Source organism: Enterovibrio paralichthyis (assembly GCF_019209835.1).
In the GTDB taxonomy this organism is placed as follows: Bacteria; Pseudomonadota; Gammaproteobacteria; order Enterobacterales; family Vibrionaceae; genus Enterovibrio; species Enterovibrio paralichthyis.
This window is the reverse complement of record NZ_JAHUTS010000002.1, coordinates 334854-352731: the sequence shown is the minus strand read 5'-3', so window position 1 is coordinate 352731 and position 17878 is coordinate 334854. Positions and strand designations below refer to the sequence as shown.

16 protein-coding genes are annotated in these 17878 nt (G+C 49.0%); 6 read left to right on the top strand and 10 right to left on the bottom strand.

Annotated features, from left to right (window positions below; translation table 11 throughout):
• Positions 1-65: 65 nt before the first annotated feature.
• The 4 genes from KU854_RS03940 to KU854_RS03925 all read right to left on the bottom strand — a co-directional run bounded on the left by KU854_RS03940 (position 66) and on the right by KU854_RS03925 (position 5304).
• A complete protein-coding gene (locus KU854_RS03940) occupies positions 66-2381 on the bottom strand; it encodes a methyl-accepting chemotaxis protein (RefSeq protein WP_218357165.1) in 2316 nt (771 codons plus the stop codon).
• Between the two features lie 323 nt (positions 2382-2704).
• Positions 2705-3211: a GNAT family N-acetyltransferase gene (locus tag KU854_RS03935; protein WP_218357164.1), complete on the bottom strand. Its 507-nt coding sequence runs from the start codon at positions 3209-3211 to the stop codon at positions 2705-2707.
• Between the two features lie 19 nt (positions 3212-3230).
• Positions 3231-3923, bottom strand: coding sequence for an aspartate/glutamate racemase family protein (locus KU854_RS03930; protein ID WP_218357163.1), 693 nt, complete (start codon positions 3921-3923; stop codon positions 3231-3233).
• 157 nt (positions 3924-4080) lie between these two features.
• Complete coding sequence (locus KU854_RS03925; protein WP_218357162.1) at positions 4081-5304, bottom strand: EAL domain-containing response regulator; 1224 nt, start codon at positions 5302-5304, stop codon at positions 4081-4083.
• 267 nt (positions 5305-5571) lie between these two features.
• Between KU854_RS03925 and KU854_RS03920 the strand changes: the two genes are divergently transcribed.
• Positions 5572-6456 carry a DMT family transporter gene (locus tag KU854_RS03920; protein ID WP_218357161.1) on the top strand — a complete coding sequence of 295 codons (885 nt, stop codon included), beginning with the start codon at positions 5572-5574 and terminating at the stop codon, positions 6454-6456.
• Between the two features lie 34 nt (positions 6457-6490).
• On the opposite strand, the gene KU854_RS03915 is transcribed toward KU854_RS03920, so the two are convergent.
• Positions 6491-6988, bottom strand: a complete 498-nt coding sequence (locus tag KU854_RS03915) for a MarR family winged helix-turn-helix transcriptional regulator (protein WP_218357160.1) — start codon at positions 6986-6988, stop codon at positions 6491-6493.
• Between the two features lie 568 nt (positions 6989-7556).
• On the opposite strand from KU854_RS03915, the gene KU854_RS03910 reads away from it, so the two are divergent.
• Both KU854_RS03910 and mepK read left to right on the top strand, forming a co-directional pair.
• A complete protein-coding gene (locus KU854_RS03910; protein WP_218357159.1) occupies positions 7557-9197 on the top strand; it encodes a L,D-transpeptidase family protein in 1641 nt (546 codons plus the stop codon).
• Positions 9198-9500: 303 nt separating this feature from the next.
• On the top strand, positions 9501-10052 hold the full coding sequence (gene mepK, locus KU854_RS03905; RefSeq protein ID WP_054779026.1) for a peptidoglycan L,D-endopeptidase MepK: 552 nt from the start codon (positions 9501-9503) through the stop codon (positions 10050-10052).
• Positions 10053-10123: 71 nt separating this feature from the next.
• Here the strand turns inward: mepK and olsF are convergent, their stop codons facing one another.
• A complete protein-coding gene (gene olsF / locus KU854_RS03900) occupies positions 10124-11857 on the bottom strand; it encodes a bifunctional ornithine lipid synthase OlsF (RefSeq protein ID WP_218357158.1) in 1734 nt (577 codons plus the stop codon).
• 25 nt (positions 11858-11882) lie between these two features.
• A complete protein-coding gene (locus KU854_RS03895) occupies positions 11883-12707 on the bottom strand; it encodes a UDP-2,3-diacylglucosamine diphosphatase (protein WP_218357157.1) in 825 nt (274 codons plus the stop codon).
• A gap of 240 nt (positions 12708-12947) precedes the next feature.
• Here KU854_RS03895 and KU854_RS03890 point away from each other — a divergent pair, with 240 nt between their 5' ends.
• Positions 12948-13601 carry an MBL fold metallo-hydrolase gene (locus tag KU854_RS03890; protein WP_218357156.1) on the top strand — a complete coding sequence of 218 codons (654 nt, stop codon included), beginning with the start codon at positions 12948-12950 and terminating at the stop codon, positions 13599-13601.
• 4 nt (positions 13602-13605) lie between these two features.
• Here KU854_RS03890 and KU854_RS03885 read toward each other — a convergent pair whose 3' ends face one another.
• A complete protein-coding gene (locus KU854_RS03885) occupies positions 13606-14295 on the bottom strand; it encodes a DUF2982 domain-containing protein (RefSeq protein WP_218357155.1) in 690 nt (229 codons plus the stop codon).
• Positions 14296-14642: 347 nt separating this feature from the next.
• On the opposite strand from KU854_RS03885, the gene KU854_RS03880 reads away from it, so the two are divergent.
• Both KU854_RS03880 and KU854_RS03875 read left to right on the top strand, forming a co-directional pair.
• The gene (locus KU854_RS03880) at positions 14643-15026 is read left to right on the top strand and encodes a MarR family transcriptional regulator (RefSeq protein ID WP_218357154.1); all 384 of its coding nucleotides are present in this window, start codon (positions 14643-14645) and stop codon (positions 15024-15026) included.
• A 300-nt stretch (positions 15027-15326) separates the two neighbouring features.
• Positions 15327-15728 carry a hypothetical protein gene (locus KU854_RS03875; protein ID WP_218357153.1) on the top strand — a complete coding sequence of 134 codons (402 nt, stop codon included), beginning with the start codon at positions 15327-15329 and terminating at the stop codon, positions 15726-15728.
• Between the two features lie 48 nt (positions 15729-15776).
• On the opposite strand, the gene KU854_RS03870 is transcribed toward KU854_RS03875, so the two are convergent.
• Together KU854_RS03870 and KU854_RS03865 are read right to left on the bottom strand one after the other, a co-directional pair.
• Positions 15777-17186: a basic amino acid/polyamine antiporter gene (locus KU854_RS03870; protein WP_255555409.1), complete on the bottom strand. Its 1410-nt coding sequence runs from the start codon at positions 17184-17186 to the stop codon at positions 15777-15779.
• A gap of 175 nt (positions 17187-17361) precedes the next feature.
• On the bottom strand, positions 17362-17865 hold the full coding sequence (locus KU854_RS03865) for a hypothetical protein (protein WP_218357151.1): 504 nt from the start codon (positions 17863-17865) through the stop codon (positions 17362-17364).
• Positions 17866-17878 lie beyond the last annotated feature (13 nt).

Sequence of the window (17878 nt, the reverse complement as noted above, 5' to 3'; positions counted from 1 at the left end):
AGATTCCAAACATTGAAAAGGCCAGCACTGCTGGCCTTTTGTCTTTCAAGGAGAGTAATTACGGGTTAAGCAATTTTAAATATACCGATTTGTTGGGTCAGTTTGTGCGCCTGTTGATTCAGGCTGAGTGAGGTTTCGTCAGTACTCACCGTACTTTCTGATACCTGTTCTGCAGACCGGGCGATATTGTTCACATTCATGGTGATCTCTTCCGTCACGGAAGATTGCTCACTTGCCGCTGTCGCAATCTGGGTATTCATATCGTTGATTTCCATCATCATACCCGCGATTTGATCCAGCATTTCATTGTTCTTATTACAGTTGTCGACGCTGCTGGCCACATATTCATTCGCACCGCTGATCCCTTTCACCACTTTGCCGGTTTCAGACTGTAAAGACTCCACTTTGGCGCGGATCTCTTCGGTAGAGGTTTGCGTACGTATCGCCAGCGAGCGAACTTCATCGGCGACCACGGCGAAGCCACGGCCTTGCTCACCTGCGCGGGCGGCCTCGATAGCAGCGTTCAGCGCCAACAAGTTGGTTTGTTCAGCAATACCCTGAATTACATCCAGCACTGAACCAATGGAGTCGCTCTCTGCAGAGAGCTGCTCCATCGACTTGGTGGCTTCATTCATCCGGCTAGAAAGCTCAGAAATGTTGCTCACCAACTGTTGGCCAACATCAGCGCTTTGACGCACAGACTGCACGACATTTTCAGATGACTCAGATGCGTTGTTGGCAAAAGAGGCAACCTCTGAAATAGAGGCACTCATTTCTGTTGCTGCAGTCGCCACCTGACTGGAGTTTGACGCTTGTTGGTCAACTTCACTGCGCATGGCGGAAATGTTTTTCTGGATAGATTCAGATGCGTCACCCAGCGCTTTAGCCGTGGCATCTGCACCTTTTATCAAGCCCATAAAATCATCCAACATGGTATTCATTGAGCGCGAAAGCTCGCCGATTTCATCTTTACTTTTCGCTTCCAGACGAATCGTCAGGTCATGCTCTTTGGCTATCTGGATGATTTTTGATGTCAGCACAGAGATAGGTCGGCTGATACTGTTGGCAATTAACCAAGCAATTAGGGCAGAAATAACAATGATGATGAACCCAACGACCCCAGCTTTGGTGTAAAGCGAGTTTTGCAGAGCGTGAACAGTGGTCAATGCCTCAGATTTGGTGATTTCAGTAACGAGTGCCCACCTTTGCCCCAGAATATCGATAGGGGTGTATGCCGAAAACACATCCTTTCCGAAATGGTTTTTGGTGACCGTAAATCCAGCCTCACCACCGATGGCTGCGTTGATATGGGCTGTATTGATAGGTTGCTGGCCAGCTGAGGATTCAGTGGTGGCGATACGGCTTACGGTATTTTCTGCCACACCGGAAGCACGCAGGGCATCCAGATAAGCATCTTTGTTCTCAACCAGCATACGTGCTTGGGACCGGATAAGGTTGTCGCTACCCACAAGGTATGACTCGCCTGTATCACCTAATCCGTCTGCACGCCATTCCGAGTCGTATGTCATCATGCTGTTGATGGCATCGATTGGCATCTGGAAGATAATGACACCAATACGCTCACCATTTTTCACGACAGGTGACGCGATAAACGAGGCAGGGCTGTCGTAAGAGGGGTAATAGGGAGCAAAGTCGATGAACGCGAATTCACCGGCTTTAAGATTTTTCGCGCCTTTGTAGGCTTGCGCTAACCCCGTGTCTTTATAGGCGCCGGTATCTAGGTTCGTTGCATAGTCTAGCTCTTTGAAAACGGTGTAAACGACATTGCCTGAGGTATCGACAAGGAAGATATCGTAGTAGCCAAACGACTCGAGATATTTGCGGTAATTTGGATGGTAGACTTCATGGACTTCACTGTAGGTCGTGCCGTCATCCGCTTTGTCGAGAAGGTGTTTGCTACCAAGAGGGTGTTGGTTCATGCCGATATAAGCTTGCTGCAGCAATTGCCCGCTGGTGCCAATGGTGTTGAGTTTCGACGTGGCATCGGTCGCTTGGTTGTTGGTTTCCTGATAGGTGCGTCCGAATTCATCGACATAGTAATTGTTCAGAACTTCAGCTTGGTTGGCTTTTGGAAGGGCTTCTGATTCCACACTTTGGAAGCTTTTCGAAAACTGGACAATGGCATTCTCTGTCATGGTCGAGTTAGCCATGTTGACGATTTGACGGCTGATCGTCGCAAAGTAATTTTCAATTTCTGTTTTTTTAATGGCTCTTACGGAGCGGAGCTGGTTCTCTACCTGAGTTTCCAGTGCTTTCCCTGATTCGCTGACCGCTGCAAAAGTCAAAAAAATAGTGGTAGCAATAACGCCAGCGACACCAGTCCCGATCAGCGCAGCTCTTATTTTTGTGGATACTTTCATGTTTCCCGCCCCCAAAAGTGTTACTAATGTCTTACTTACAACACTGTTAGTGTAGAAAACGTTTTTGGGATCTGCGTCAAAAATTAATATCCCTCAGGTTTTCTATGAAAGGGTTGAGCGGGCGAGCAGCAGCAGGGTCATCGGTCGTTAAAGCAGTTGATTTGAAAGCAGAAGCAATGTGCAATGTATGGAAAAATAACCATATCGACGCCGCCTGCCTTAAATGATGGGTTTAGCAAACTTTTGAGTGTGTATTTATAGCTGGGCAGTGTAGAAGCCTGATGCCCAGCCTGTTTCAGTCGAAAGTAAGTTTCCGTGGCTGTTTATGCTGTGAGGCTAGTTTTTTCCAAAATCGCGACACTGTGAAATTGGTCAAATTTGTATCCCACGTTAGTCAGTATCCCAACTTGTTGAAAACCAAACTTCTCATGCAAACGGATGGACGCTGGATTTGGCAAAGTGATAACCGAATAAGCCCTTTTTACCGGGGAGTGTGCCATTTTTTCCAGCAGTGTTTGCATCAGGGCAGATCCCAGCCCTTTGGCATGGCATTCATGATGTAGGTAAATAGTGATTTCGGAACTGACTTTATAGGCCAGCTTTTCGCGAAATTCCCCATTGTAGGCAAACCCAATCACTTCCCCCTGGTCGTCTTCTTTCACCAGTACGTGATAGTAGCCATCACTGTCAGTCAGTTTATTAAACCAAGCTTCCCGGCGCTCAATCTCCCATTCGTCATAGTCAAAGGTGATGGAGGTGTGTTTTACGTAATGGTTATAAATAGCGTTGATTGCGGGCAGATCTGCTGCCGTCGCTGTCCTTATCGTCATTGATGTGTCCTTAATTACTTCAGTCGGACAACGCCATATTCACAGCGGATTCTGCGTGAAGATCGGTGGTGTCATAAAGGGGAACCGGGGTGTGATGTTGCTGCACCAAAAGGCCGATTTCAGTGCAGCCAAGAATAATCGCATCAACGCCTTGATGCTTTAGCGAGTCAATCACAGATAGGTACTGTTTCCGGGAATGGGAGTTGATTTCGCCTTGAACCAGCTCCTGATAGATAATCTCGTGGACGATGTCCTGATGCCAATCTTCCGGCACGGTGACGCGAATGCCGTGGGATTCAAGCCGCTCTTTATAAAAGGGCTGTGACATAGTAAACCGTGTGCCCAGCAGCCCCACATGATGGTTGCCATCGCGCTTTAGGCGCTCTGCGGTGGCATCGGCAATGTGCAGCAAGGGAATAGAGATCGCAGCCTGAATCTCTGGCGCGACTTTGTGCATAGTGTTGGTTGCAATCACAATGAAATCTGCGCCGGCATTTTGAAGTTTCAGTGCCTCGTCAGCCAACATTGCGGCCGCATTATCCCAGTCACCCGCGCGTTGAAGCGCTTCTACTTCGGCAAAGTCGACACTGCTTATCATTAGTTTGGCTGAGTGGTGTCCACCAAGTTGCTGTCTGACCCGCTGGTTCAATAAGCGGTAGTAGGTCGCGGTTGACTCCCAGCTCATTCCGCCAATTATGCCAATAGTCTTCATATCTGCTTCCTTGTCAAACGTGCCAGAGGGGAGGTTCATACGTCACTGTATGGCGTCTATTTGGGTATATATACAAAATAAGTGGCTAAATGAAAACAGAAAACGCTTGGCAACCACCAGGCAGTGACTGGCGGTTGAATCAGGCAGGCGATCAGGGTTATTGGGTGTAGGTTTTGTGATCCTCGATACCGACGCCTTTGAGCCAGCTTTTGTACCAGGAGGCTAAACAATCAATGGGTTTCGGCTTTGAGATAAGAAAGCCTTGCAACAGGATGTCAGGGTAACGGGTTGAGAGGTATTCGAGTTCGGCAAAGTTTTCGACCCCTTCAGCCACCAGGCCCACATCGAATTTCTCGGTAATTTCTGACAGGGATTGCACAATCACCTGGCTGAATTTGTCGCTGTGGATTTGGCTTACCAGAGTCCGGTCGATTTTTACTTCAGTAAACGGCAGGCTGCGAAGCTGATGAAGGTTGGTAAATCCGGTGCCGAAATCGTCCAGTGACAATCCATAGCCTTTGATTCTGAGGCGGTTAAGCGATTCCATCTGCTCTGATGATTTCAGAGCGTATTCTTCAGTTATTTCCAGAATGACGCGCGACTTGTCGATGTCACGAAACTGGAAAAGGCTATCGAGTCGGTCGGCTATTTCCAAATCTGCAAGTTGCTGCGCAGAGAGGTTGAGGCTGATTTTGACTTTGTCGCCAAAAATTTCAGAGAGAGTACCAATGTGCTTGGCTGTCGTTTCTGCCAGTTGCATGGTCAGCAAATCCATAAGGTCATGCTCAACCGCAGTCGGAATGAAGCGGCCGGGAAGGATCGCACTGCTTTGCCCCGGCTTTTCAATCCTCGCCAACACTTCCAGACTGTCTACTAGGTTGGTTCTGGCATTCAATTTGGGTTGATAGTATGGAGCGACCTGATGGCGCTCGATGTGGTGGAGTAACTCCTCCGCGCTCATTTTCTCGTAGTTGGTGAACTTACGCTCTTCGAGTTGCAGCTTGCGGTCAATGATGAGTTGCAAGGCTTCTTGCTGAATGGGTTTTGCAATGCTGCCAAGCAGGCAGACCTGTTGCTGTCGGGCAACTTCTGCTGCCAGTTCAATGATCCTGCTGTCCAAATCCGAAATAATACAAATGCTGCCTTTGTAATGCATGTTACCCAGTTCACGGATCAGCGCCATGCCGTCCATGCCAGGCATGTTTAAGTCGGTCAGGACAATATCATATCGAGACGGGTCATCGCGCAGCTCGTTGAGCGCTTTCTCCGGGCAAGTGAAACAGTCGACTGTCCTGTGCCCAAGTTCAGCCAACATGCTTTTGACCATCACAGTCATAGCCTGGGAGTCATCAACGACGAGTATTCGCCTTTGGCGCGACATTGTTTCAACCTTGATAATTTGCCTATCTATTAAAACTAGATGTTTAACGTCAAATTTCAATCACCTGATGGCGGAAAAAGTCGGCAAAAAATGTTCATCTAGTATTTTCTTTTTCTTTGATGACGTTAGCTGAATCTTGCGGCCACGCTTCATCAAGAGAAAGCAGTGAAAAGCTGCTTCACGGTTTGTCAGTGCCGAATCCGGCGAGGATCCGGCGACCTTCCCGGTATGCTTATTTCGTCTGACCGACTCTGAAGGACTAATACCATGAATAGATTCGATGTGACGGAACTGCTGTTACTGGCTGCGCTGTGGGGCGGCTCCTTTATTCTCATCCGTTATGCCGTACCGGAATTTGGGCCCTTTGCGCTGATTTTGGTAAGGGTGGGGCTGGCGACGCTTTTCCTGGTTCCCATTCTTGTTGTCCGCCGTCAGGTCAATGCACTGAGGGAAAACTGGTTCCATGCTTGTACGGTTGGGTTGTTCAGTTCCGCCATTCCTTTTTTACTTTTTGCCTATGCCATGGTCAGCGTGTCAGGCAGTTTTGCTTCGATACTTAACGCAGGGACACCCATCTGGGGAGCGATCATTGCGTACTTCTGGTTGGGAGAAGCAATGAATGGACGGCGTATTGCTGGTCTGGTACTTGGCGTTGTTGGTGTATTGATTCTGGTGTGGGGAAAACTTGATTTTGGGCAGCAGGGTTTGGGATGGCCTGTGTTGGCGGTGTTGGGCGCAACCGTGTTTTACGGCGTGTCTGCCAGCTATACAAAGCGTTACCTCTCTGGTGTTCCGCCACTGGTTACTGCGGCAGGCAGCCAGATAGGCGCTATGGTCGTGCTTCTACCTATGGGGATTGCTTTCTGGCCGGATACAGCGCCAACCGCATCCGCTTGGTCTGCAGGTATCTTGCTTGGTGTGGTATCAACCGGGTTTGCCTACATTCTCTTTTTCCGGTTAATCCGGAGTATTGGTCCGGCAAACACCATTGCTGTTACCTTCCTCATTCCCCTTTTTGCCGCGCTTTGGGGCGCCTTGTTTCTGGGCGAGACTATTACGTCACGAATGGCGGTTGGCGGGGCGACAATATTCCTGGGAACGGCTTTGGCGACGGGAATCATTGGCACGCGGCGGGCAACGAAAGAAGCTTAACGACAAAGAGCCCATCAAGGGCTCTTTGTTTAACTCAGCGTTCGTTTTTATGTTCTTCTTCTGCAGTGGTCAGCAGCGAGACTTCTAACAGAGGCGCTGCATCAATGTTGTCGGCATTCATCATTGAAGAAATGCGTTGAACCGAGGAGATCAGCAGCGACTGTTCCCACTCTTCCAAAGACTGAAAGCGGGAGATGAAGCTTTCCTGCAACGGTTTCGGCGCTTGTTCCAGTGCCTGCATGCCTTCAGGTGTCAGGTGCGCATGCACCTTGCGTTTATCCAGGTTGCTTCGAACGCGGACAATCAGGTTTCGGCTCGCAAGTCTGTCCAGAATGGTTGTTGCTGTTGCTTGGCTCATGTTGGTGTGGTTGGACAACTGGCGGATAGTCACCTCACCGAGATCCTGGATAGCGCGCATCAATACCAATTGTGGGCCTGTCAGGCCAGCAACTTTATTGAGTTTGCGTGAATGCAAATCGATGGCTCGAATAATTTGTCGTAATGCTACCAGTACCTCTTCGTGCTTCTCCATCGAAGCCTCTCCTTTAAACAACAGCGAAACGTAAAGTGCCGGGATTATCCGGGTTAAACATCAAATGTTAAAGCCCTTTCTTACCGATAAACAGAGGTAGGAGCAGGCCAATGTCTTAAAACATTAACCATACACGCTAATTAACCGTTTTCTCAAGGATGTTGCCCACTCAACGGCGAAAAGAGCAGGGTGAGATAGGCGTGAAAAAGTGGGAGCGATCAATGATGTTCTGCCTGAAAAATTGCCGGGTTTAACCTGAGTTTGGCAAGATTTTTAGTCATCGAGAGGAAGGCATGTCTATAGCAGGATTTTGTCCACGAATGCAATGAGATACAACACCTGAACGCTTTTTTCGACTGAGTATCCAAACCGGAAAAATGGCATTCGATTAATCATTTTAAAGTGTCAAAATTCATTAAAAACAATTGCATATGCAAATCCTAATTCAGGGTGGGCTAATGCTTTTTGATGAAGGTTTTCTAACTCTTTGTTTTCAAATATTCATGCAATTTCCGGCAACAAAAACTGTGACGTTTGCCATACTAGGATCTCTAGTTGGAGGTGGCGCATGGATTTTTCTCGTACGCTTTTTAAGACAGTCATTTTGTTTGTTGTCTTATCACAATCGGTCTGGGCGGTTGAGGTAGCTGAAGCTGAAACCCAACCTTCGCTCGAGGCAATGCTGTGGGTGCGACAGGCAGAACCTCAGGCGGATGCCGTCGTCTATGACAGAACGCTTGCAACTATCTATGATCAATTCTCATTTGCTCCAATCTGGCGCGACTATCGCGCGAAAGATGAGCTGGAAACCCAGATCAATATCATTTCTCTGGCAGGTATCAGCCAAGACTTCGAATGGCGGGCTTTATTGCTCCGTGATTTGCGAAACAGTGGCGACTGGCGCGCCTATGATGTCTTCGCAACAGACAGCCTGTTAGCGCTTATGAGTTACATTGACCAGATACCTGAGCACGGTAAAAGGTGGTATTTCGGCACTGACATCACTGAGCAGCTTCCTGTCCCTACTCAAGGGCGCACATTATCCCTTATTGCGGCAGCCACCCAGAATGCATTGTATGACTTTGTATTTGGTTTGCGTCCTGACACACCCCAGTACCGTGCAATGGCAAAAGCCATTGTGAAATTGCAGGATATGCAAACGCATATCTGGCCCAAGATAGTTCAAAAAGGCTTGATCCGGGAGGGTGATCCGCTAGAGGATGCTGACCACTTTATTACCGCACTTGAACGTCAGGGCGTGCTGGCAAAAGCTGATGCCCAGCGCTTGAAAATCGAACGGGTTAACTACTTTCACCCGCTTTTGGTTGACGCTGTCAAACGATTCCAGGGTAGGCATGGCCTGAAACAAGATGGCGTGATTGGTAAGTCAACACGCCGCTGGCTCAACAAGTCTGCTAACACCCGCATTCAGATTCTGGCGCTGAACATGGAGCGCTTGCGCCTATGGCCCACTGAGCGTGAAAGTATCATTCTGGTCAATATCCCCAACTATGAAATGCAGCTTTGGATAGACAGCGAGTTGATTCTGGACAGCAAAGTGGTGGTTGGGCGTCCAAGCCGCCGCACGCCACTGTTTGATTCGCGGCTGGATTCGGTGGTGTTTAATCCTGCCTGGAATGTGCCCGTGAAAATCATGCGAAAGGATATTCTGCCGAAATTACGCAATGACAGTGAGTATCTGGAAAAAAACAGCTATACGGTGTTGAGTGACTGGACTGACGCTCAGGAAATCCCTTCTGAGCAGATAGACTGGCAGAACATCAACCCAAATGACTTCCCTTACCGGTTGCAGCAGTCTCCCGGCGATATGAATGCCTTGGGTCGTTTCAAGTTCAACACACCAAATGGCAATGCTATTTATTTGCATGACACACCGGCGAAAAGTCTGTTTGCCAAAGAGCGCAGGGCGTTCAGCTCCGGATGTATCCGGGTTCAGAAAGCCGAAACCTTGGCGGAGATTTTGATCAGTCGCTCTGGATTCAATTATGGCGACTACGATTACTACCGCAGAATACCGGAAACCAAATGGGTATCCCTGCGCAAGCGTTACGCGGTTTACACCATCTACCAAACGGCTTGGGTTAACGAAAGTGGTGAAGTGGAATACCGTGACGATGTTTACCATTACGACGCCAGACCGAAACGCAATACTGCCGTTTCGCTGACCGCCAGCAACAACCAGTCTTAATTTTTCGGCGGGTTGGCGCGTCCCGGAAAGCGCCTTCTTGCCGACCTCCTTTGAGATCTTCAGCACACTTACAGATTTTTACATTCCCCTGACAAGGTCAAAAAACAGCCATAAATCATCAATAAACGGTGATTATTACAACGAATGGTTCGTAATTGAGACAGTTGTGGATTTGATTATCTGATCCTATCCCGTTAGATTCCCATCTGTTTTTCGGCGCGGTCTCAGCATTTCTGCTGACTTCAGGACATTGGCTGCGCCGTTTGGGTTTTTTACTTTGTTATGGGAATTAGTTGGTTGTTTATGGACGGTTTGGATACCCAGCGTCGACGCTTTTTATTAGGCGGTGCGGCGTGTCTTGTGGCGGCGGCCTTACCCGGAAAGGCAATCGCGTTACCTTTGGCAGCGGGAAAACCGCGAAATTTGAGCATGTTTAGCCTGAATACGGGAGAACAGGCCGATGTTTGCTATTTTGATGGCAAAACATACATCAAAAATGAACTGGTTGAGTTGAACCATTTGTGCCGGGATTTTCGTCGTGATGAAGCGACGGATATGGATCCGAAACTGTACGATCAGCTTGCTGCAATCTGTAAGCTGGTTGGGGCAAAGCATCCTATTACGATGGTTTCCGGCTATCGCTCTCCCGCAACCAATGAGATGTTGCGTAAAAACGGTGGTGGGCAAGCCAAGAAGAGTTATCACATGACCGGGCAGGCGATCGACTTCTTTATCGAACGTGTGCCATTGGCTGATATCCGCAAAGCGGCACTGTCGCTAAAAGCAGGCGGTGTGGGTTACTACCCTAACAGTGGGTTTGTCCATATCGATACTGGGCCGGTGCGAAGCTGGTAATTAAAAAGGCGCCCGTCAGGAGCGCCTTTTGCTTATACCCAAACGACCTGAATCCTGCATCTTCAGGTTGCTTAGGTAGACTGCGTTAACCGATGAGCCTCGATATAGCGTTCGCGCTTTTTGGTTTTCAGTTTGGTCAGGTCAACCATCACCAACCCATCAATACAATCGGCGAAGTCCGGATCGACGCTGAAATCCAAAAATTGCACTCCGCCGGGTTCACACAACTCACTGTACTGTTTGTAGAGGGTTGGGATACCGGTCCCCAGATTGTCCAGCAGCATCTTGAGCGTTTTCAAATCTTTTTGATAATTGTCCCTGCAAAAGTGCCCCAACAATTCGTGTTCTTTTTGTCTGTCGATACTGTAGGGGCGTTTTGAACGGGCGATATCCGTATCAGCACCGAAGTAGGTGCGATAGAAGAAGATCAGCAGTTCTTTTGCGGCGGAAGGCAGGGCATTGCTGATGGTTAGAGGGCCAAACAGATAGCGGTAATGCGGATGTTTGGCCAGAAACGCGCCAATGCCGAGCCAAAGGTAATCCAGACTCCGCTTACCCCAATATTTGGGCTGCACAAAACTCCGGCCAAGCTCTAGCCCGCTGTCGAGGATGTTCGCCATTCCATCGCCGTAATCAAACAGGGAATGGGAATAAACGGACTCAATCCCCTGTTGGGCAATGACAGCCTGTGTATCGCAAAAACGGTAGGCACCTACGATCTCCAAAGCAACCGGATCCCAAAGCACAAGGTGGAAGTAATGCTGATCGAATTTATCAATGTCCCGCTTTTGCCCTGTGCCTTCGCCAACAGCGCGGAAAGCGACTTCCCGCAAACGGCCTATCTCTCGCATCACGTGCGATTCATCCCGATAGCGATAAAGGTAAATCGCTTTACCATCCGGCGTGTTTCCGAGCAGTTCGCTGCATTCCAGTTCTTTGGTCAGTTTCAGCCTTGGCTCCGGAGCTGCGATGGCAGATTCCGTAGGAAACAGTCCGTTTTTACCTTTTCCGATGTTATAGAGGTGTTTGCGGAACAGCTTTACACGGGTTTTTGGAGGTAGATTGGCACTGCTTTGGTAGCTGGAAAACGGAATGGCTTCACCAATGGTCAGGTTGATATTGCGTTTATCCTGCCCAAACATTTCGTTGACCAGCAGCAAGGTAGAAAGCGGCTTATAAACCAAGGAAGCACCATAAAATACCGCTGAATTCCTGCCATCAACATGAATAGGCAGGATGGGGGCTTTTGCCTTGCTTGCCATGCGCAAGAATCCCTGATGCCAATCCTTGTCTTTAACGCCCGTCGGGCTCAGACGCGAAACCTCCCCTGCCGGGAAGATGATCAATGCCCCTTCATTCGCCAGCCATTCGTCAATGGCGATCAGGTTTTCTTTTGGGGTTCTGCCGGACATGTTATTCACCGGTAACAGACAGGCATGCATGGGCTCGATTTGCATCAACAGATTGTTCGCAACGGCTTTTACGTCTGGCCGGATTTCGCGTACCAGTTTGAGCAGCGCCAAACCATCCAGAGAACCGATAGGGTGGTTGGCAATGATAACGACCCGTCCTGATGTTGGGATCCGTTCACGCTCTCTGTCGCTGGTGGTATAGCTGAAGCGGAAATAGTCCAGAACCTGTTCGACAAACTCGAACCCTTTCAGATACGGATATTTGTGCGCAAATTCCTGGAAAGCTTGTTGGTGCAGGAGGCGTTGAAGGGTAGAGCTGACGGGTTTCGCTATCCAGGGTCTACCTGCAATCGTGGGGTAGCGGTTGGCGATGACTTCATCAATATTGAACATGATCCTTCCTTTCTTATGCCGGTTGTCAGGCGGCTTCAGTTCCCGATTTCCCGCGTTTGCCAAGCACTTCATTCGGCACAGCAAACGCATCGGTTTCCATCAATAAATGTGTCTTTTCTGTCCAGCGGAGAAGTTGCAGCGTCCCTTCATGCTGTTCCACCAAAGCGGTGCAGTTTTCAATCCAGTCACCATCGTTGAGATACAAGGTACCACCCAGTGATTTCATATCCGGGTGGTGGATGTGACCACACACGATGGCATCAGCGCCGCGACGGCGGGCAAATTGCACAGCTGCTTTTTCAAACCTTTCTATAGCAACGTTTGCCGATTGGACACGTAGCTTGATGTAAGAAGCCAGCGACCAATAGGAAAAGCCACATTTCCGGCGTAGTACTGACCACCAGCGGTTCAGAAACAGCAGGAAGTCGTAACCCACATAACCGGCGATTTCGGTCATCCGACTGTGACAGACTGCGTTGTCAAACTCATCGCCATGGACAGCGATGATGCGTTTGCCACTGGTTGTGATGCGTTCAAAACGGGATCGGACTTCGATTTTGCCAAAGTCGAAATTGAAGAAGTCGCGCACGGCTGCGTCATGGTTGCCGGGGATGTAAACCAGACGGCAACCTTCATGGGCACGTTTGAGAAGCAGGGCGAGGACTTGGCTGTGGCTTTCCGGCCAGTGACGGCTGGATTTCATCGCGTGAAAATCGACGATATCACCAACCAGCACAATGGTCTCGGCAGTGTGGCGGTTGAGAAAATCCAACAGGTAGTGGGCTTTACAATCTTTATTGCCGAGGTGGAGGTCAGAGATCCACAGTGTTCGCAATGAAACCGGCGTCATAGGCATCCATGTAGTTGACGATACAAATTAGCTTATGGATAACGCTAAGGCGCTTTGGTGAAACTCTGTTGTCATTTGAGTGACGAGTCGGTGTCATGCCGATTGCAATGTGATGACATGCATTTACGAGCCAGACTTTACATCCGTCCGCGCAAAGGCAGGAAAAATGGGCTTCTCATTAAAATAGACTGAACAGCATGATATGCTTGAGCCGTTTCTCGCATATATACGGATTTACATATGGCTCTGAAGTACGAAATCGTCCCAGTAACGGGTTTCCAGCAAAATTGCTCCATTATCTGGTGTGATAAAACCAATGAAGCGGCATTGGTCGATCCGGGTGGTGACGTCTCCAAGCTGGTGGCAAAGGTTAATGAACTGGGTGTGAATGTCACCAAGGTTTTGTTAACTCACGGACACCTTGACCATGTTGGTGGCACTGAAGAAGTGGCTGCTGCATACAACGTGCCGGTGATTGGGCCTGAAAAACAGGATGCGTTTTGGCTGCAGGCGTTACCGGGTCAAAGTGACATGTTCGGTTTCCCGCGTACAGAAGCGTTCGATCCGACTGAATGGCTGGAAGAAGGCGATGAAGTCAAACTGGGTGACAGCGTGTTGAAGGTTATCCATACACCAGGTCATACGCCGGGTCACGTCGTGTTTTTCAGTGAAGAAGATCGCGTGGCGTGGGTGGGTGATGTGCTTTTCAATGGCAGCATTGGCCGTACCGACTTCCCGAAAGGCGATCATAAAACTCTGATCAGCTCAATCCGTGACAAGCTGTTCCCGCTGGGTGATGACATTACTTTCATTCCGGGTCATGGCCCGACTTCCACCTTCGGTATTGAACGTCAGCAAAACCCATACGTCGCTGATGCCATGCCACTGTGGTAAGCGATTAATTTCCGGCACTGGCATCTGTTACCTCACTGGGTGCAGATGCTAGATAGCGACGCGACAAGCCCACAAAATCCTCCAGCGGCCTGTCTAGCAAATCCTCATTAACGAAAACATCGTAGCCCAATAATTCCCTGCTGTAGCGCATCCGATTCGCCAACATGGCGATCAACCCTTTATACACTTTTCCGCTGGCACTGGTGTATGGCGTGTCATCAAACAGCATGTCCTCAAAGCTTTCTTTTGATGGCGATTCCGCACGGCGGTAAGCGGTTAAGAGGAGGGCGCGTTGTTCCATTACTATATGGCCAGCAAGTCGGTAGCTAATGCCTTCAAGGAATGGCTCATAGTCTTTCAAGCGAAGCGCAAACCAAGGTAGGGGTTGGTGCCACCCTTCAGTCGACACAGAGGGAATGCCAATCTGGGAGATATTGCGCCATTTCACGCTCCATCCACCTTTTGGGGTGTGATGTTGAAGGTGCATGTCGGTCAGGGAGAAGGTGATTGTTTGCTGGTCGATAACATGTCCAATGTACAGGCCAAGCCCACCGAGAAGCACTAAGCCAAGCAGCGCAGGTATGGTTTTTACCTCAGGATTAAGCAGGATCATTGCGACCACAATCATCGCTAGGATCAGTACTGCAATCCGGAAATACTTCCCAATGTGTTGATGTGGTGGGTGAATCAGCAATCCGTCTCTCTCTCGCCAAATGATTCAGTCTGTCAGGTATACCTGATACTGATTTGAGAATATACCCAAACACTTTGAAGATGCAGGATTCAGCGAGCATCTTTCAGGTCGCTAGAGTATATACCCGGCAGAGGTGAAATTTGATCACTGGCAGGTTGCTTACAATGCGCACAAAATCGCACCAAGATTCAGACGTTTGGCTCAAGTTTCCGTTTGAAGCTTCGTTAAAGCTACAAATGAGGGGGGATTTTTGGTATAAAACGCGCTTTGTTTTTCACCCTGCCTCTTGAAATTGTTTCGGTAAGTCAGGGGATGCTTAACGCAGTGAATCGAAGTAGGACGATTTAATGAAAATCTCTCACAAACGCAAAGTTCAACTTAAGCTTCAAAAACACATTAAAGTTGCAAAAGCAGCAGTGAAAAAAGAAGTACAGTTGAAAGCGCCTAAAGCAGTTAAACCAGCTGTAGAAACCAAGATTAAAGCAGCGCCAAAAGCGGAAGCAGCGCCAAAAGTTGTTGCTGAAGTAGCACTGACACCTAAACAGCAACAAGTGCTGGATATCGTGCGTCAGAATGCTGAGGGTATCAACCCTAAAGGTATCGGTTTGGCAGCAGGCCAGGAAGAGTCAAAAGCCGCATCTTGGGCAACTGCAGCGCTTAAGAAGCTGGCAGAGGAAGGCGTGGTAGAGCGCATCCAGCAGGGCAGCAAAGTGCTTTACAAAGCACTGTAAGAGTCTCTTTGACTTAACATGGTCAAGCCAGCCTCCGGGCTGGTTTTTTTGTAGCTGGAATTGGTGTGAATTTAAACGCCTGTTAAATGGCTGTAGCGTCGAATGATGCCTTTTCTGGGCATGAAACCTATTTCACCGATCAACCCCAAACTTCTCAAAGTTTTGGGAGATTCTTCGCGAAAACCACATATATTGAGTGATAAGTTGAGCTCAACCGAACGTGCTTTTTCGCTCTTTTGCGACGCTTTGACGAAGGCCGTTTGGAATATCTCCAGATGAAACTAAGCAACAGGATTTGCTATGACGGGATATTTAGACAATTCGAAGAGTCAGAATCATCATATAGTCAGTTTTGACTATACCCACTTTCTGTGTGAGGCAAGTCACCAACATTTGAGCTTCTTCGAGGCAATGTTGGCGCCGTTTATACGCCTTAAACGCCCAAGCGATGTGGAACGCCAAGGACGTTTTCCCAGTGAAATCTTCACTTCGCTCGTGTCCCAGTCCCTCTCTTCCCTGAACAGTGATGTGTCGAATTTAGTGACACTGATCAACGAGGCGAAAAAGCAGGAGATCCAAACCCTAACCGTATTTCTTCCCTATGCCTTGGACGAAGCCGAACTTGCGTTGATCAGGCAAAAAACGGCAGCGACCATTGAACAGCATTCGATAGACAGGGAATACCTGCAGGTCACACTATAACGCCACCGTAAAGGTGGCGTCGATTTAACATTTTTTGGTGGGAACGGCTTAAAGTGTTGTCCCTTCTGCGAGCAGATATACCCCATATATCGCAGCCAGAATAACCCCAACCAGGAGAAATTTGTTTGGCCCATGGAAGCCGGGCTTTCCTGCTTCCCGCTTGGTATGCATGTAAAAAGCGATACCAGGCAGATAGAGCAGTGCTGCCAAAAGCAGGTGATGCAGACCTGATGCATAAAGCAGCCAGATCCCGTAAATGGTCGCCAGTGAGGCAATAAAACGCACACGGGCAGATACCAGCTCAGTCCGGGATAGCTTGAGCAGGTAGGCGGCAACCAACAGGTAAGGTACCAAAATCATCTCGGATGCGATGGTAAGCAGGTCGTCATAACCACCACCAATCAAAAACATCATGATCAGGCAAAGCTGGATGGCACAGCTGGTCAGCCACAGGGAAAATACGGGCGTACCGTTTTTATTTGTTTCGCTGAAACACTTGGGAAACAAACCGAGGCGCGCTGCCGTAAACGGGGTTTCTGTCGCCAGCAATGTCCAACTCAAATAAGCGCCGCTGACCGAAATAATCAGGCCTGCACCAATGATAAACGCCCCGGCTTTACCGAAGAGGGTCTCAAGGATCTTCGCCGCTGATGGGTTAGGCAGTTTTGCCAATTCAGGGGTTGAAATGACACCCATTGAGAGCAATGTCACCGCCACATAAAGGAACAGACAGACCAGCAGACCAAGGATGGTTGCACGTCCAACATCTCGCTTACTCTTGGCGCGGCCGGAGCAGACCACGGCACCTTCAACCCCAATAAATACCCAGACAGTGATCAACATTGTCTGTCTTACCTGTTCAAACAGGCTTGGGGCCCCCTCAATTTTCAGGCCGGTGAAATCGAAAGTGAAAGTGTGCCACTTAAACGCAAACAAGGTGGCGATGATAAAGATGATGATCGGGATCAGCTTGGCAATCGTCGTGACATAGTTAACGAAGGTCGCGGTCTGCACGCCGCGAAGCACAAGGGTATGTACCAACCAAATCAAGATCGAAGAGAGCACTACCGACAGCAGGGTGTTTCCATCGCCAAACAGGGTGAGTGAAGGGGTGTCGAAAAACAATCCCAAAGTACTGAATACGATCACGAGGTAAGAGACGTTCGCCACTGACGAACTTAACCAATATCCCCAGGAAGAGAAGAATCCGCACAGGTCGCCAAAGCCTGCTTTTGCGTAACCAAAAACGCCACCGTCCACTTCAGGCTTGCTCAGCATAAGCTCCTGGAAAGTGAGTGCCAGACAAATCATACCGAATCCGGTAATGATCCAACCCAAGGTAACAGCCGCCGGGCTCGCGACTGCGGCCATATTTTGCGGAAGACTAAACACACCCGCCCCAATCATGGAACCGATAACTAACGCCGTAAGGGCTTTTAGGTCGAGTTTATTGCTCAAAGTAGAGTTATCCATCGAAAAACTGCATGAGTTGCAGAGTATAGATAAAAACAGGGGTGGAGCTTTGTTCAGAAATGGGAATATTGTTTACCTGATCCCGTTGAATCTCGGGGGGTAAATAGGGTGCGGCATCGGTTGACACCGCAGGGATAGCTTGCTTGGGATGGTGGGTTTATTAGTGCAATTGTTCAGGTACACCGGAAATGACAAAACCAGCGGTTGTCGTTGTGGAACCTAAAGGCATCTCGATGTCTGCAAACTGGTTCATTGAACCGAAAGCGATAACAGCCGCTGATGTATCAGACGCCATGGCTTTTTGCATCAAAGCTTTTGAATCGTGTTTTGCCGTTGGGCGGGCAATACGAATTTGGGAAACCTGAATACCTGCCTGCACAAACAGAGAAAGAGAAAAGTTGGATGGCGGTGCAATCAGGGTGATCCATTTATTGGTTTCTGTCAGGGACTTCAACAGGCGTAGCAAGTAAGCCAACTCGCTCTGGTTGTTTTGATAGATATTCACAGGAATAAGGTTCGCGCTGCTTTGGGTATGCGGGCGTTGGTAGCTGTATTGGTGGAAGCTGCGCGCTCCCGCTGCAATACGCGCATAACACTCGCGAAGCGCCGTAACGCTTGTTTGTGATCCTGTGTTGAATGGGTTGCTCGCAAACGACTGTTTCATATCTATGCCCTGT